Genomic DNA, 14460 nt, shown 5'->3' on the forward strand with positions numbered 1-14460 from the left:
TCCGGACGTCGGCGGCCGCGCACTCGGCGCCCGGCTTGACCGTAAAAACACGGTTCCCGGCGTCGCGGCCCGCGCGTAGGTTCCCCGGCGCGGCAAGTCCGGCGCCCGCCCTGACCCGAGGCCCCGCTCACCCCGACTGGGGGTGTGAGCGGGGCCCTCCCTCGGCACCGAAGTTCGACGACAGCCTTCAGCGCCAGCCGTCGACGCCACCCGGCACGGGGGCCGCCGGGTCGTACGGCGTGCGCGTGAAGACGAACGTCGCGAGGTCGAGGTGGTTCGCGACGCCTTCGCCGTCCCGGCCCACCTTCAGCGTCTCGCCGGAGTAGTAACCGTCGAGGCCGACGTACGTGTCGTCGCCCGTCGCGCGGAAGCGCGAGCCCCGCCCGGGGCCCTCCGCCGGGGCCAGCGACAGCAGGCCGTCACCCTGGATCCGCAGGTGGTAGGGCGTCGGGCCCCAGTGCCAGAGGCCGGTCAGCGCCAGCAGCGCCGGGTCCACAGTGGACGGTTGCCACTCCGCGGGGACGCGCGGCTCCAGCTCGTCGGTCATGGTGATCAGGTCCAGGCACAGCGGGGTGATGCCGACACCGGACGTCGAGTTGGTGAGCACCAGCGCGCCGGTGCCCGCGGCCGGGTCGACGAGCGTGGCGGCCAGGAACCCGGGCATCGAGCCGGTGTGCCCGGCCAGCCGGCGGCCCTGGTAGCGCACGAGCATCAGGCCGAGCCCGAAGCCGGTGGCCCAGACGTCGGTGTCGTCGACGGTCACCATCGTGCGCATCTGCTCGATGGTCTCCGGGCCGAGCACGCCGCCGCCGTGGCCGCCGAGGAACGCCGTCCAGCGGCCGAGGTCGGTGATCGTGGACCACAGCTGCCCGGCCGGGGCCATCGCGCCGGCGTCCGGGTGCGGCTCCGGCAGCAGGACGTCGGCGAAGGGGTGCACGGCGAAGCCGTCGGCGTGCGCGCCGACCGGGTGCGGGGTGGTGCGCGTCATCCCGAGCGGGCCGAGGATCTCCTCGTCGAGCACGGCCAGCCAGTCCTTGCCGCGGTGGCGCGAGAGGAGCTCGCCGAGCACGCCGTAACCGACGTTCGAGTAGTGGAACCTCGCGCCGGGCCGGTGTTTGGTGGCGCCGTCGGCGAGGCTGCCGACGAGCGCGTCCCAGTCGGCGCCGGGCGTGCGTTCCCACCACAGGCCGGGCGATTCGGACGTCAGGCCGGAGGTGTGGGAGAGCAGCTGGGCCACGGTCGCGGCGCCGAACGGCGTGCCCGGGACGTGCTTTTCCAGGGGGTCGTTGAGGTCCAGCAGGCCCTCGTCGCGCAGCCGCATGACGGCGGTGGCGACGAGGGTCTTGGTGATCGAGCCCAGCCGGTACTGGGTGTCGGTGCCGGGGACCTCGCCGCCGACGCGGCCCCGCCCGCCGGACCAGACGATCTCCCCGTCCCGCACCACGGCGGCCACCAGCGAGGGAGCCCGGCTGGCCGCCTGCTCGTGGGCGATCCGGCGGAGCAGGGCGTGTTCGGTCGACTCAAGCATGCAGGCATTCTGCCGCGCGCCGTTCAGCCGAGCAGGTTGCGGGCCATCGCCGTGGTCACCGCGGCCGTGCGGTCCGAGACGCCGAGCTTGCCGAACGTCCGCAGCAGGTGCGTTTTCACCGTCGCCTCGCTGATGTGCAGCGCGCGGCCGATGTCCGCGTTCGTGCCGCCCTTCGCGACCAGGCGCAGCACCTCGACCTCGCGCGCCGACAGCGTCTGCGGCTCCGGGTTGCGGACGCGGTTGACCAGCTTGCCCGCCACCGACGGCGCCAGCACCGTCTCGCCGCGAGAGGCCGCGCGGATCGCGTTCGCCAGCTCCGTACGGGACGCGTCCTTCAGCAGGTAACCCGACGCGCCGGCCTCGACCGCCCGCAGGATGTCCGCGTCCGTCTCGTACGTCGTGAGCACGACGATCCGCCGCCGGGGCTGCTCACGCAGGATCCGCTTGGTCGCGCCGACGCCGTCCAGCCCGGGCATCCGCAGGTCCATCAGCACGACGTCCGGCTGCGCGACGCGGTCGAGCGCGACCGCCTCGTCACCGGAGCCCGCCTCGCCGACGACCGTCAGGTCCGGCTCGGCTTCGAGCATGCCGCGCAGCCCTTCGCGGACGACGGGGTGGTCGTCGACGAGCATGATGCGGATCACGCGGGGACCTCCAGGGTCAGTTCGGTGCCGTCGGCGCCACTGCGGAGGCTCAGCGTCCCACCCACCTGTTCCGCGCGGGACCGCATGCCCCGCAAACCGAACCCGGTGACGCGGTCCGGGTCGAACCCGGCGCCGTCGTCCCGGACGTCGAGCCGGACCGCGTCGTCCACAAGGGACAGCCGGACGAGCACGGCGGCCGCCGTCGCGTGCCGCCGGACGTTGTTCAGCGCCTCCTGCGCCCCGCGCAGCAGGACCACCTCGGCGGCCATGGCCAACGGGGGCAGGTCACTGTCCACTTCGTACCGGACGGCCAGCCCGGTCTCGTCGCCGAGCCGGTCGGTCAGCCGGCGGACGGCGTCGACGAGGGAACCGCTCGTCAGGTCGTCCGGCGCGAGCGCGGCGACCATCGTGCGGGCCTCGGCGAGGTTCTCCCGCGCCGTCCGGGCGGCCAGCTCGGCGTGCCGCCGCGCGGCCGCCGGGTCGGTGTCCACTTCGGACTCGATGGCCTGGGCGAGGGTGACGATGCTGGTGAAACCCTGCGCGAGGGTGTCGTGGATCTCCCGGGCGAGCCGCTCGCGTTCGGCGGCCGTGCCCGCCTCGCGGGAGAGCCGGGAGACCTCGGCCTGGCTCTCTTCGAGCTTGGCGATCAGGTCGGCGCGCGCCCGGCTCTCCTCGATGACGTGCAGGATGAACTTGCCGGACAGCACCCCGAACACGACGAGGATCGCCGTCATCGGCAGCAGGATGTGCAGCACCGGGCCCTCGAGGCCGTCGTTGAGGATCGACGCCGCGGGGCTCAGCAGGATCGCCGCCGTGGTGAGCACCGCGGCCGGGCGGAACTCGAGCGTCATGAACAGCAACGGGCAGGCCATGAACAGGATGAAGCTGGCCGTCGTGTTGGCGAGCACCGCGACCGCGACCAGGGCCACGACGACGACGGCGAACGCCCACCGTTGCCGCGCGTGCCCGTCGTCCCGGACGATCCCGCGCCCCCAGAGCAGGTACGTCAGCACGAGCGCGGTGAGCGCCCCGACGGCGACGGTGCCGCGGACCGGATCGGTCTCGTCCAGCAGCACCAGCACCGTCGTGGCGACGTAGGAGACCGCGAAGAGGATTTCCCAGAGCCAGTTGAACCGGTCCCAGGCGTCGCTCACTTCCCGTCGGTCCACCGGAAGCTCAGCCGCGCCAGCACCAGCCCCGCCACGCACCAGATCCCCAGCACCAGCGCCACCCGCGGCAGTTCCCATGAGCCAGCCATCTCCATTCCGACCGCGCCGTCCGGCAGGAACACCGACCGGAAGCCCTGGCAGATCCATTTGAGCGGGAAGAACGACGCGATGTCCACCATGATCTTCGGCAGGTTCGTGATCGGCGTGACGAACACGCCGGAGATGAACTGCAGCACCAGGTACAACATCTGCACCACGGCCACCGCGCCGGTGGTCGACTTCGCGAGCGAGCTGAGCGCGATCCCGAGCAGCGTGCAGGACACGATGCCGAGCACGAACACCCAGAGCAGTGTCAGCCACTTCGCCGGGTCGGTCGGCAGCTTCAGCCCGAACAGCAGCGTGCTGACGGCGACCATGAGCACGGTCTGGGCCAGGCTGGACACCGCGACCAGCACCATCTTGCCGATGAAGTAGGACGCCGAGGGCATCGGCGTGCCGCGCAGCCGCTTGAGCGCGCCGGTTTCGCGGTCGGCCGAGACGCCGGTGGCGATGCTGTTGAACGACGTCGAGACGATGCCGGAGCCGATCATCCCGGCGGCGAGCAGCTGCCCCGACGTCACGCCGGCCAGCGCGGTCGGGCCGTCCAGGATGGAGCCGAGCAGGATCATGAGTACGGCGGGCAGGGAGAAGGTGAAGACCACCTGTTCCTTGTGCCGGAAGAACTGCCGCAGCTCGGTGCCGCCGCGGGCCAGGCCCAGCGCGAGCGGGCCTGGGAGGGCTCGGGTGGCGGTGCCTCCGGATGGCACGGTTGTTTTTCGGGGGTTCCGGGTGGCGGAGCCCCCGGCCTGGGGCGAAGCCCCGGATGGCGTCGTGGTCATGCCTTGTCTCCGATCAGGTCCAGGTAGATGTCCTCCAGGCTGGGCCTGGTCACGGTGAGGTTCGCCAGCTCGCGCCCGCCCGCGGAGAGCTGGTTGACCAGCTTGGTCGGGTACGCGGTGCGCTCGGTGTGCTCACCGCGGTCGTCGATCCACCGCACGGTGGCCTCGGCACTCGCCCGGCCGCCGAGGTTCTGCGGCGTGTCCTGCGCGACGATCTCCCCGCGAGCGATCACCGCGACCCGATCGGCGAGCGCCTCGGCCTCGTCGAGGTAGTGGGTGGTGAGCAGGATCGTCGTGCCCTCGGCGGCGAGGTCGCTGATCAGCGCCCAGAACTGCCGCCGCGCCTCGGGATCGAACCCGGTGGTCGGCTCGTCGAGGAAGAGGAGTTCGGGACGCCCGATGATCCCGAGCGCGACGTCGACGCGCCGCCGCTGCCCACCGGAGAGCGACTTCACCCGGGACTTGGCCTTCTCGGTCAGCCCGACCTTCTCGATCACCTCATCGGGATCGCGCGGGTCGGGGTAGTACTTCGCGAAGTGGTGGACGGTCTCGGCAACACTCAGCTCGGCGGCGTCGTTCGCGGTCTGCAGGACGATCCCGATCTTGGAGCGCCAGGCTCGCCCGGCCTTGCCGGGGTCCTCGCCGAGCACGGTCACCTCGCCATCGGTCCGCTGCCGGTGGCCTTCGAGGATCTCGACGGTCGTGGTCTTCCCGGCACCGTTGGGCCCGAGCAGGGCGAACACCTCACCTTGGGCGATGTCCAGATCCAGCCCGGCCACCGCGAGGTGACCGGGGTACTGCTTGCGCAGGCCGCGCACGCTCACTGCTGTGGTCATGGGTCCAGCTTGGTCCCCGGGGACGTTGATTCCGACCAACGCGCGACTGAATCCGGCTGTCCACCGATCGGTGGACAGCGCGGTCGGCAGGGCGGGTTTCGGTGGTCTCACCTGCGGCGGGGTCGCGAACGGTCCTTTCGTGCTTTGCCGGGTGGGAGTGGCCCTTTCATGCCGGGCCGGCTTGGGTGCGAGTGGCCCGTTCGTGCTTTTTCGGGCACGAACGGCCCGTTCGCGACGCCCCGACCCGGGCGCGAGTGGCCCGTTCGTGCCTGCACCTGCGCACGAGTGGCCCGTTCGCGCCCGCACCTGCGCACCAACGGCCCGTTCGCGACGCCCGGCTTCCCTCGAGACGCGAGTGGCCCGCTCGCGCCTTTTCGGGCACCAACGGCCCGTTCGTGACGCCCGGCCTGGCGTGCGGCTGGCCCTTTCGCGACGTCCCGCGTGCGCACGAGTGGCCCGCTCGTGTCTTTTCGGGCACGAACGGCCCGTTCGCGACGCCCGGCCTGGCGCGCGCGACTGGCCCTTTCGCGACGTCCCGCTTGTGCACCAACGGCCCGTCCGCGGCTTTTCGGGCGCCAACGGGCCGTTCGTGACGCCTCGGCCCGTCACGAACGGCCCGTTCGTGACGCCTCCCCAGTCCGGCCGGACCGGGGCGGCCCGTGCGCGCTGTCACCGATCGGTGGGCCGAGTCGTCGGCGCGGCGGCTTGCAAGATCGGGCTTGGTTTCCCGTGGAACCACAAAAACGCTGTCATACAAGGGAAATGCATGAAAAGCCGCTATCCGGTAGCCCCCGGGAGGGTGAAATGATCAGGCGACACTTGTTGACAAGTTGTCTAACATGACGGAATGCCTCACAAGTGGGTGACCGCCAGCGACGGTGTCCGCCTCTCGGTCGACATCGACGGCCGCGACGACGGGCCGACGGTCGTGCTCGTGCACGGCTATCCCGACAACAGCTCGATGTGGGATCCCGTCAAGGCCGAGCTGCGCGGCAAACACCGCGTCGTCACCTACGACGTCCGGGGCGCCGGGCAGTCGGACACGCCGTCGGGACGCTCGTCCTATCGGCTGGACCAGCTGGCCGATGACCTCAAGGCCGTCGTCGACGAGGTGCAGCCGAGCGGCAAGGTGCACCTTCTTGCCCACGACTGGGGCTCCATCCAGACCTGGCACGCCGTCACCGGCGACGGCCTGCGCGGGCGCGTCGCGTCCTACACCTCGATCTCCGGGCCGAGCCTCGACCACGCCGGCGCCTGGTTCCGGGCGCAGCTGACCCGACCGTCGCCGAGAAAGATCAAAAACGCGCTCACCCAGTTCCTGCACTCCTGGTACATCCTCGCGTTCCAGCTCCCGTTCCTCCCGCCGCTGCTCTGGCGCACCGGGATCATGCCCGCGCAGATCGCCCGCATGGACCCCGGCGCCGCGAAGCCGAGCACGAAAGACGGCGTCAACGGCCTCGAGCTCTACCGGGCGAACATGTTCACGCGGCTGAGCCGCCCGGTGCCGCGCAAAGCCGACGTCCCGGTGCAGGTACTGGCCCCGGCCGGGGACGCCTTCGTCACGACGCCGCTGCAGACCGAGATCGCCGAATGGGTTCCTGACCTGCGGGTTCGCCGGATCGTCGGGACGCACTGGGTGACCCGCGCCAAGCCGAAGGTCATCGCCGACGCGGCCGCCGAGCTGATCGAGTACACCGAGGGCGGCGCGGAGAGCCGGGCCCTGCGGAAGGCGAAGGCCAACGGCCGGTTCGCGCACCAGCTCGTCGTCGTCACCGGCGCGGGCAGCGGCATCGGCCGTGCCACCGCGCTCGCCTTCGCCGACGAGGGCGCCGACGTCGTCATCACCGACATCGATCCGGACGCCGCCGCGGCGACCGTGAAACTGCTGCGGGAAAAGGGGGTCGACGCCACCGAGTACACAGTGGACTCCAGTGACGGCCCGGCCGTGCACCGGTTCGCGGAGCAGGTCAAGGCCGAGCACGGGGTGCCGGACATCGTGGTGAACAACGCCGGGATCGGCATGTCCGGGTCGTTCCTCGACACGTCGGTCGAGGACTGGGAACGCGTCATCGACGTCAACCTCTGGGGTGTCATCCACGGCTGCCGTGCGTTCGCGCCGATGCTCGCCGAGCGCGCCGAAGGCGGCCAGATCGTCAACCTGGCGTCCGCCGCGGCGTACCTGCCGTCGAAGATCCTTTCCGCTTACGCCACCACGAAGTCCGCCGTGCTGACGCTGAGCGTCTGCCTGCGGGCCGAGCTGGCCGAACACCACATCGGCGTCACGGCCGTCTGCCCGGGCATCGTCAAGACCAACATCACGAACACCACGCGCTTCGTCGGAGTGTCCGAAGAGGAGCAACGTCGGCGGCAGAAGGAAAGCTCGAAGCTGTACGCGCGGCGCGGTTTCGGCCCCGAAGGCGTGGCGAAGGACATCCTACGGGCGGTGGAAAAGGACACGGCCATCGCACCGTCCACTCCGGAGTCGAAGGTCGCGCTGGTCCTTTCGCGACTGACGCCGGGCCTGCTGCGGGCGGCGGCGAAGCTGGACGTCACGCCTTGACCGAACGCCGGCCGCGGCGGATGTCGCCGCAGGCGCGCCGCGACGACCTGATCCGCGCCGCGCTCGACCTGTTCGGGTCGCGGCCGCCGGAGCTGGTCACGGTGGACGACATCGTCGCGGCGGCCGACGTGTCGCGGCCGCTGTTCTACCGGTACTTCCCCAACCTGCGCGAGCTGCAGGTGGAAGCGCTGCGCACGGTCACCGACGGGCTGATCGACGGCCTCGCCGGGCTCGAGGAGGGCCCGCCGGAGGTACGGCTGCGCGCGGCCGTCCGCGGCCTGATCGACGTCGCGGACAACTACCGCGCGGGCTACATCGCCTTGCTGCGCAGCGGTTCCGTGATCGCGACGTCGGAGACGGACGCCGCTGTCGACGCCGTCCGCAACCGCGCGGTCGCCCTGATCCTGGACGCGCTCGACGTCACGGACCCGTCGCTGTTGGTGCTGCTGACGCTGCGTTGCTGGACGGCGGTCGTCGAAGGCGCACTGCTGAGCTGGCTGCAGGAACGCACCGTCGAACGCGATGACCTGGACAGCTGGCTCGTCGACCAGCTCACCGCGATGCTCGCCGCCACCGCCGCGCACGAGGCCACTGCAAGTCCGTGAAGGACTCCTTGAGGGACCACAAGTCCCTCAAGGAGTCCTTCACGGACAACGGAAAGCGGTCAGTGCTTGGTGACCAGTTCCCAGCCTTCGACGTCCTGCGGGGTGCGCGGCGCCGGGCCGACGTACTTGGCCGACGGCCGCACCAGGCGTCCGGTGCGCTTCTGCTCCAGGATGTGCGCGGCCCAGCCGGCGGTGCGCGCCGAGCTGAACATCGACGGCATCATGTGCGGCGGGACCTGCGCGAAGTCCAGGATCACGGCGGCCCAGAACTCGACGTTCGTCTCGATCGGGTGATCCGGACGGCGCTCGCGCAGCTCCTTCAGCGCGGCCTGCTCCAGCGCCGCGGCGACCTCGTAGCGCTCGGCGCCCAGCTCCTGGCAGGTGCGCCGCAGCACGCGGGCCCGCGGGTCCTCCGCGCGGTAGACGCGGTGGCCGAAGCCCATCAGCCGTTCCTTGCGGTCGAGGATGCCCTTGACCAGGCCGGCGGCGTCGCCGGTGCGTTCGACTTCTTCGATCATCGGCAGCACGCGCGCCGGGGCGCCGCCGTGCAGCGGGCCGGACATCGCGCCGATCGCGCCCGACATGGCCGCGGCGACGTCGGCGCCGGTGGAGGCGATGACGCGGGCGGTGAAGGTCGACGCGTTGAGGCCGTGCTCGGCGGCCGACACCCAGTAGGCGTCCAGGGCCCGGACGTGGGCCGGGTCCGGCTCGCCGCGCCAGCGGATGAGGAAGCGTTCGGTGATCGAGTGGGCCTCGTCGACGCGGGCCTGCGGGACGGCCGGCTGGCCGATGCCGCGGGCCGACTGCGCGACGTAGGACAGCGCCATCACCGAGGCGCGGGCCAGCTGCTCACGGGCCTCTTCGTCGGTGATGTCGAGCAGCGGCCGGTAGCCCCAGATGGGGGCGAGCATGGCCAGCGCCGCCTGGACGTCCACCCGCACGTCGCCGGTGTGCACCGGCAGCGGGAACGGTTCCGCGGGCGGGAGGCCGTGGCCGAACCGGCCGTCCACGAGAAGGCCCCATACGTCGCCGAAGGTCACCTTCCCGGCGAGGTCTTCGATGTCGACGCCGCGATAGCGCAGGGCACCGCCGTCCCGGTCGGGTTCGGCGATCTCGGTGTGGAAGGCGACTACGCCTTCCAGGCCCGGTCGGAAGCCGTCGTCGGGTTGGCCGGACGGCTGTGGCTTGCTGATCGTGGAGGTAGTCACTGTTTCGCGAAACCTTTCGGTGCGCTTTCTTCCCCGGCTGGTCGCGCTGACGGGATACGCACGGAAAGCGCGCACCATCGCACGGATGGATAGACCTTGCTCCCTCGATCGCCGGGGGGCAATCGAAAGAAGCGGTGGTTTCGGTCACGATTACGAGAACGATTCAGTCACACAGGCCGTCCAGCAGGAGAATTTTTCGCGACGCACTGTGACGAAGCCCAGGTAAATCCTGTGTTTCCGAACCGGGCGCGGATGTGGTCCGGGTGATAGACCTAGCTGATGCACCTCAGTCCGCAGGAGCGGGACAAGCTGCTGATCCACGTGGCGGCGGACGTCGCGCGGAAGCGGCTGGACCGCGGGGTCCGGCTCAACTACCCGGAGGCGGTGGCGCTGATCACCGACCACGTCCTCGAAGGCGCCCGCGACGGCCGCACGGTCAGCGAGCTGGTCGCCAGCGGCCGGACCGTGCTCGGCCGGGCGCAGGTCCTCGACGGCGTGCCCGAGATGGTCGACTCCGTGCAGGTCGAGGCCACTTTCCCGGACGGCACGAAGCTCGTCACCGTGCACGACCCGATCGTCTGACCGCCCGCCCGTCGTGAGTGTTCAGGGCGGTTCTAACCGCCCTGAACACTCACGACCCCCATGTGAGAGGAGCCGGATGCGTCCAGGCGAGATCATCCCCGGCGACGAGCCGGTGGAGCTGAACCCGGGCCGCGAGCGCGTCCGGCTGCTCGTGCGCAACCTCGGCGACCGGCCGGTGCAGGTCGGCTCGCACTACCACTTCGCGGCCGTCAACCCGGGCCTCGAGTTCGATCGTGACGCCGCCCGCGGGCACCGGCTCGACGTCCCGGCCGGGACGTCCGTGCGGTTCGAACCGGGCGTCGAACGTGAGGTCGACCTCGTCCCGCTCGCCGGGGCCCGCCGGGTGCCCGGGCTGCGGTCCGAATTTTCCGGGGAGTTCTGAAATGCCGCAGATCGACCGCGAGCGCTACGCGGAACTGTTCGGGCCGACCACCGGTGACCGGATCCGGCTCGCCGACACCGACCTCCTGATCGAGGTCACCGAGGACCGTTCGATGGGTCCCGGCGGCTCCGGCGACGAGGTCCTCTTCGGCGGCGGAAAGGTCATCCGCGAGTCGATGGGCCAGGGGATGGCCACCCGCGCCGAGGGGGCGCCGGACCTGATCATCACCGGGGCCGTCATCCTCGACCACTGGGGTGTCGTCAAGGCCGACGTCGGGGTGCGCGACGGCCGGATCGTCGGGATCGGCAAGGCGGGCAACCCGGACACGATGGACGGCGTCGACCCGGCGCTGGTGATCGGGCCGTCGACGGAAGTGCTTTCCGGCAACGGGAAGATCCTCACAGCGGGCGGCATCGACTGCCACGTCCACTTCATCTGCCCGCAGCTCGTCGACACCGCGCTCGCCGCCGGACTGACCACTTTGGTCGGTGGCGGCACCGGGCCGAACGAGGGCACGAAGGCCACCACGGTCACGCCCGGCGCGTGGAACCTCGGCCGGATGCTGTCCGCGATGGACGGTTACCCGGTCAACGTCCTGTTGCTGGGCAAGGGGAACACCGTCCGGCACGAGGCGCTGCGCGAGCAGCTCGCCGCCGGCGCGGGCGGGTTCAAGCTGCACGAGGACTGGGGCACGACACCCGCGGCGATCGACGCCTGCCTCACGGTGGCCGACGAATCCGGCGTCCAGGTAGCGATCCACACGGACACGCTCAACGAGGCCGGCTTCCTGGAGTCCACTGTGGACGCCATCGGCGGGCGCTCGATCAACGCGTACCACACCGAAGGCGCCGGGGGCGGGCACGCGCCGGACATCATCCAGGTCGTCTCGCTGCCGAACGTGCTGCCGTCGTCGACCAACCCGACCCGGCCGCACACCGCGAACACCCTCGACGAGCACCTCGACATGCTGGTGGTCTGCCACCACCTCAACCCGTCGGTGCCCGAGGACCTCGCCTTCGCCGAGAGCCGGATCCGGCCGACGACCATCGCGGCCGAGGACGTCCTGCACGACCTCGGCGCGATCTCGATGATGAGCTCGGACTCGCAGGCGATGGGCCGGATCGGTGAGGTCATCATCCGGACCTGGCAGACCGCGCACGTGATGAAACGCCGTCGTGGCGCCCTGCCCGGCGACGGCGCGGCCGACAACCTGCGTGCCCGGCGTTATGTCGCCAAATACACGATCAACCCGGCCATCGCGCACGGCATGGAGACCGAGATCGGCTCGGTCGAGGTCGGCAAGCTGGCCGACCTGGTGCTGTGGGAGCCGAAGTTCTTCGGCGTCCGGCCGCACGTGGTCCTGAAGGGCGGCTTCCCGGCGTGGGCGGCGATGGGCGACGCGAACGCGTCCATCCCGACACCGCAACCGGTCATGGCCCGGCCGATGTTCGGCGCGAACATCGGCGCCGCGCTGAGCCTGCACTTCGTCGCGCCGGAGGCCCTCGACAGCAACCTGCGGGAAACTTTCCGGATCACGCGACCGCTGGTCGCCGTGTCGAACACGCGCGCGCGGACCAAGGCGGACATGGTGCTCAACGACGCCACGCCGGACGTCCGGGTCGAGCCGGACAGCTTCGCGGTGCACGTCGACGGCGAGCTGATCGAGCCGCAGCCCGTGACCGAACTGCCGATGGCCCAACGATACTTCTTGTTCTGATGGACCTTTCGGCACTCATTCTCGCGGACTCCCGCTTCCCCGGCGGCGGGCACGTCCACAGCGGCGGGCTCGAAGAAGCGGTCGCGCGCAAACTGATCAAGTCCGAAAGGGACCTGCCGGGATTCCTTTCCGGACGGTTGCGGACGGCAGGCCTGCTGGCGGCGGTGTTCGCCGCGGCGTCGGCCCACGCGGCCGCGCGATCCGTCTCAAGTGGACACTGGTCCCGGTTGGACGCCGAGCTGGACGCGCGGACGCCGTCGCTCGCGCAGCGCGAGGCGTCGCGGGCACAGGGGCGGGGGACCGCGCGGGCCGGGCGGATCTCCTGGCCGTCCCCGGTGCTCGTCGCGCTGTTGGAGGAAACGCCGCGGCCGCACCACCCGATCGTCCTGGGTGCGCTGGTCGGCGTCGCGGGAGGTGCGCCGTACGACGCCGCGATGGCCGTGGCCTACTTGGCCGTGAGCGGTCCGGCGAGTGCGGCGGTGCGGTTGCTGGGGCTGGACCCGTTCGCGGTCAACGCCGTCGTCGCGCGGCTCGACCTGCGGTCGGTGTGCGAGACCGCGGCGGCGGTGGCGGGCGACGACCCGGCGTCGCTGCCGGCGCCCGGATCACCCGGGTTGGATCTGTTCGCCGAGGCGCAGGCCCGGCATCACCAGGAAGAGGTGCGTCTCTTTGCCAGCTGAGCACGGTCACGGTCATGGGCACTTCCACGAGGTCAACTTCGACCCGACGGCCGCCGAACCCGACCACTACGACGCCGCGCCGACGGCCGGGCGCGCGTACCGGATCGGCATCGGCGGCCCGGTCGGCTCCGGCAAGACGGCGCTGACCGCGGCGCTGTGTCGGGCGCTGGGCGACGAGGTGAACCTCGCCGTCGTCACCAACGACATCTACACGACCGAGGACGCCGACTTCCTGCGCCGCGCGGGAGTGCTCGACCCGGAGCGGATCGAGGCGGTGCAGACCGGCGCGTGCCCGCACACGGCGATCCGCGACGACATCACCGCGAACCTCGACGCCGTCGAGCGGCTGGAGGAGAAGTTCCCGGGACTGGACCTGGTGATCATCGAGAGCGGCGGCGACAACCTGACCGCGGTGTTCAGCCGCGGCCTGGCCGACAGCCAGGTGTTCGTGGTCGACGTCGCGGGCGGCGACAAGGTGCCGCGCAAGGGCGGCCCCGGTGTCACGACCGCGGACCTGCTGGTGATCAACAAGATCGACATCGCGCACCTGGTCGGCGCGGACATGGACGTGATGACGTCGGACGCGCACCGGATGCGCGGGGAGCTGCCGGTGATCACGCAGTCCCTTGTGGACACTCCGGACGCGCCGGCGGTCGCGGCCTGGGTCCGGTCGCTGCTCCCGGTCCGCGCCGGGTGAAGGCCCACGCCCGGCTGACGGCGTGCTTCGACGGCTCGCGCACGATCCTGCGCGAGCTGCGCTCGATGGCGCCGTTGACGCTGTTCCCGCGCCGCGGCGGCGGCCGGACGGCGGTGGTCCACCTGGTCAACTCGGCGACGTCGCCTCTGGGCGGCGACGACCTCCTTCTGACGATCCGCGTCGGCCCGGGAGCGTCGCTGCGGCTCTCCGGCGTCGCGGCGACGCTGGCGCTACCCGGCCTGCACGGCGAAGGCTCACTGTCCACAGTGGATGTCTCGGTGGCCGAGGGTGGCCGGCTGGAGTACCTGCCGGAGCCGACGGTCATCACCGCGCGAGCCCGGCACACCGCCGTGTTCCGGGCCTCGCTGGCGGACGACGCCTACCTGCACACGCGCGAAGTGCTGGTGCTGGGCCGGGCGAACGAGAAGCCGGGCACGCTCACGACGTCACAGCAGGTCACGCGGGGTGCGGTGCCGGTGCTGCGGCAAACGCTGACGATCGGGGACTCCACTTTGGACGCCAGCCTGGCCCACTTGGCGGGCCGCCGGGTCCTGGCCACGGACCTGGTGGTGGGCGGCCCGGAGCTGCAGGCGGCCTCGGGTGACTGGTGGTCCCGCACGCCCCTCGCCGCCGGCGGCACCCTCACGACTTCGCTCGCGCCGGACGCCGTGACGGCGTTGGCGCCCTTGTCGTGAGGGGCACCCTCAGGGACTTGAAAGCCCTGAGGGTGCCCCTCACGGCTTGCGGAAGCTCGGGTGCCGCCGTGTCGGGGTCCCGTGCGAGCCCTCGGCCCGCGAGCGCCGGGCCCACAGCGCGCGAGCGCCGGGTTGGCAGCGCAGAAGTTCCTGGCTGCAGCCAGGACCTCGGCGGTGGTCGGCCTGGTCGTGAGGGGCACCCTGAGGGACTCGGAGTCCCTGAGGGTGCCCCTCACGACCGTCGGAAGTCGACGTGCCACCGCTCGCCGGGGAAGGCCC

Annotated in this window: 14 protein-coding genes; 8 read left to right on the forward strand and 6 right to left on the reverse strand. The window is 71.3% G+C overall.

Features of this window, described 5'->3' with window-relative positions; all coding sequences use genetic code 11:
* Positions 1-187: 187 nt before the first annotated feature.
* The 5 genes from OG494_RS41880 to OG494_RS41900 all read right to left on the reverse strand — a co-directional run bounded on the left by OG494_RS41880 (position 188) and on the right by OG494_RS41900 (position 5055).
* A complete protein-coding gene (locus OG494_RS41880) occupies positions 188-1528 on the reverse strand; it encodes a serine hydrolase domain-containing protein (RefSeq protein ID WP_328448351.1) in 1341 nt (446 codons plus the stop codon).
* Positions 1529-1551: 23 nt separating this feature from the next.
* Positions 1552-2172, reverse strand: a complete 621-nt coding sequence (locus OG494_RS41885) for a response regulator transcription factor (protein WP_328448352.1) — start codon at positions 2170-2172, stop codon at positions 1552-1554.
* A complete protein-coding gene (locus tag OG494_RS41890) occupies positions 2169-3326 on the reverse strand; it encodes a sensor histidine kinase (protein WP_328448353.1) in 1158 nt (385 codons plus the stop codon). The genes OG494_RS41885 and OG494_RS41890 overlap by 4 nt, the downstream gene beginning before the upstream one ends.
* The gene (locus OG494_RS41895) at positions 3323-4147 is read right to left on the reverse strand and encodes an ABC transporter permease (protein WP_328448355.1); all 825 of its coding nucleotides are present in this window, start codon (positions 4145-4147) and stop codon (positions 3323-3325) included. The genes OG494_RS41890 and OG494_RS41895 overlap by 4 nt, the downstream gene beginning before the upstream one ends.
* Positions 4148-4215: 68 nt before the next feature.
* Positions 4216-5055, reverse strand: coding sequence for an ABC transporter ATP-binding protein (locus tag OG494_RS41900; protein ID WP_328448357.1), 840 nt, complete (start codon positions 5053-5055; stop codon positions 4216-4218).
* 862 nt (positions 5056-5917) lie between these two features.
* Between OG494_RS41900 and OG494_RS41905 the strand changes: the two genes are divergently transcribed.
* Complete coding sequence (locus OG494_RS41905; protein WP_328459185.1) at positions 5918-7615, forward strand: SDR family oxidoreductase; 1698 nt, start codon at positions 5918-5920, stop codon at positions 7613-7615.
* 20 nt (positions 7616-7635) lie between these two features.
* Complete coding sequence (locus tag OG494_RS41910; RefSeq protein WP_328459186.1) at positions 7636-8220, forward strand: TetR/AcrR family transcriptional regulator; 585 nt, start codon at positions 7636-7638, stop codon at positions 8218-8220.
* A 59-nt stretch (positions 8221-8279) separates the two neighbouring features.
* Here the strand turns inward: OG494_RS41910 and OG494_RS41915 are convergent, their stop codons facing one another.
* A complete protein-coding gene (locus tag OG494_RS41915) occupies positions 8280-9428 on the reverse strand; it encodes a citrate synthase 2 (protein WP_328448359.1) in 1149 nt (382 codons plus the stop codon).
* 279 nt (positions 9429-9707) lie between these two features.
* Between OG494_RS41915 and OG494_RS41920 the strand changes: the two genes are divergently transcribed.
* The 6 genes from OG494_RS41920 to OG494_RS41945 all read left to right on the forward strand — a co-directional run bounded on the left by OG494_RS41920 (position 9708) and on the right by OG494_RS41945 (position 14181).
* Positions 9708-10010, forward strand: coding sequence for an urease subunit gamma (locus OG494_RS41920; protein ID WP_328448361.1), 303 nt, complete (start codon positions 9708-9710; stop codon positions 10008-10010).
* A gap of 76 nt (positions 10011-10086) precedes the next feature.
* On the forward strand, positions 10087-10392 hold the full coding sequence (locus OG494_RS41925; RefSeq protein ID WP_323324152.1) for an urease subunit beta: 306 nt from the start codon (positions 10087-10089) through the stop codon (positions 10390-10392).
* A 1-nt stretch (position 10393) separates the two neighbouring features.
* Complete coding sequence (locus OG494_RS41930; RefSeq protein WP_328448363.1) at positions 10394-12109, forward strand: urease subunit alpha; 1716 nt, start codon at positions 10394-10396, stop codon at positions 12107-12109.
* A complete protein-coding gene (locus OG494_RS41935) occupies positions 12109-12789 on the forward strand; it encodes an urease accessory protein UreF (protein WP_328448365.1) in 681 nt (226 codons plus the stop codon). The genes OG494_RS41930 and OG494_RS41935 overlap by 1 nt, the downstream gene beginning before the upstream one ends.
* Positions 12779-13486, forward strand: a complete 708-nt coding sequence (gene ureG, locus OG494_RS41940) for an urease accessory protein UreG (RefSeq protein ID WP_328448367.1) — start codon at positions 12779-12781, stop codon at positions 13484-13486. Before OG494_RS41935 ends, ureG begins: the two co-directional genes overlap by 11 nt.
* Positions 13483-14181, forward strand: coding sequence for an urease accessory protein UreD (locus OG494_RS41945; RefSeq protein ID WP_328448369.1), 699 nt, complete (start codon positions 13483-13485; stop codon positions 14179-14181). The genes ureG and OG494_RS41945 overlap by 4 nt, the downstream gene beginning before the upstream one ends.
* Positions 14182-14460 lie beyond the last annotated feature (279 nt).

It is taken from the genome of Amycolatopsis sp. NBC_00438 (genome assembly GCF_036026695.1).
GTDB lineage: Bacteria > Actinomycetota > Actinomycetes > Mycobacteriales > Pseudonocardiaceae > Amycolatopsis.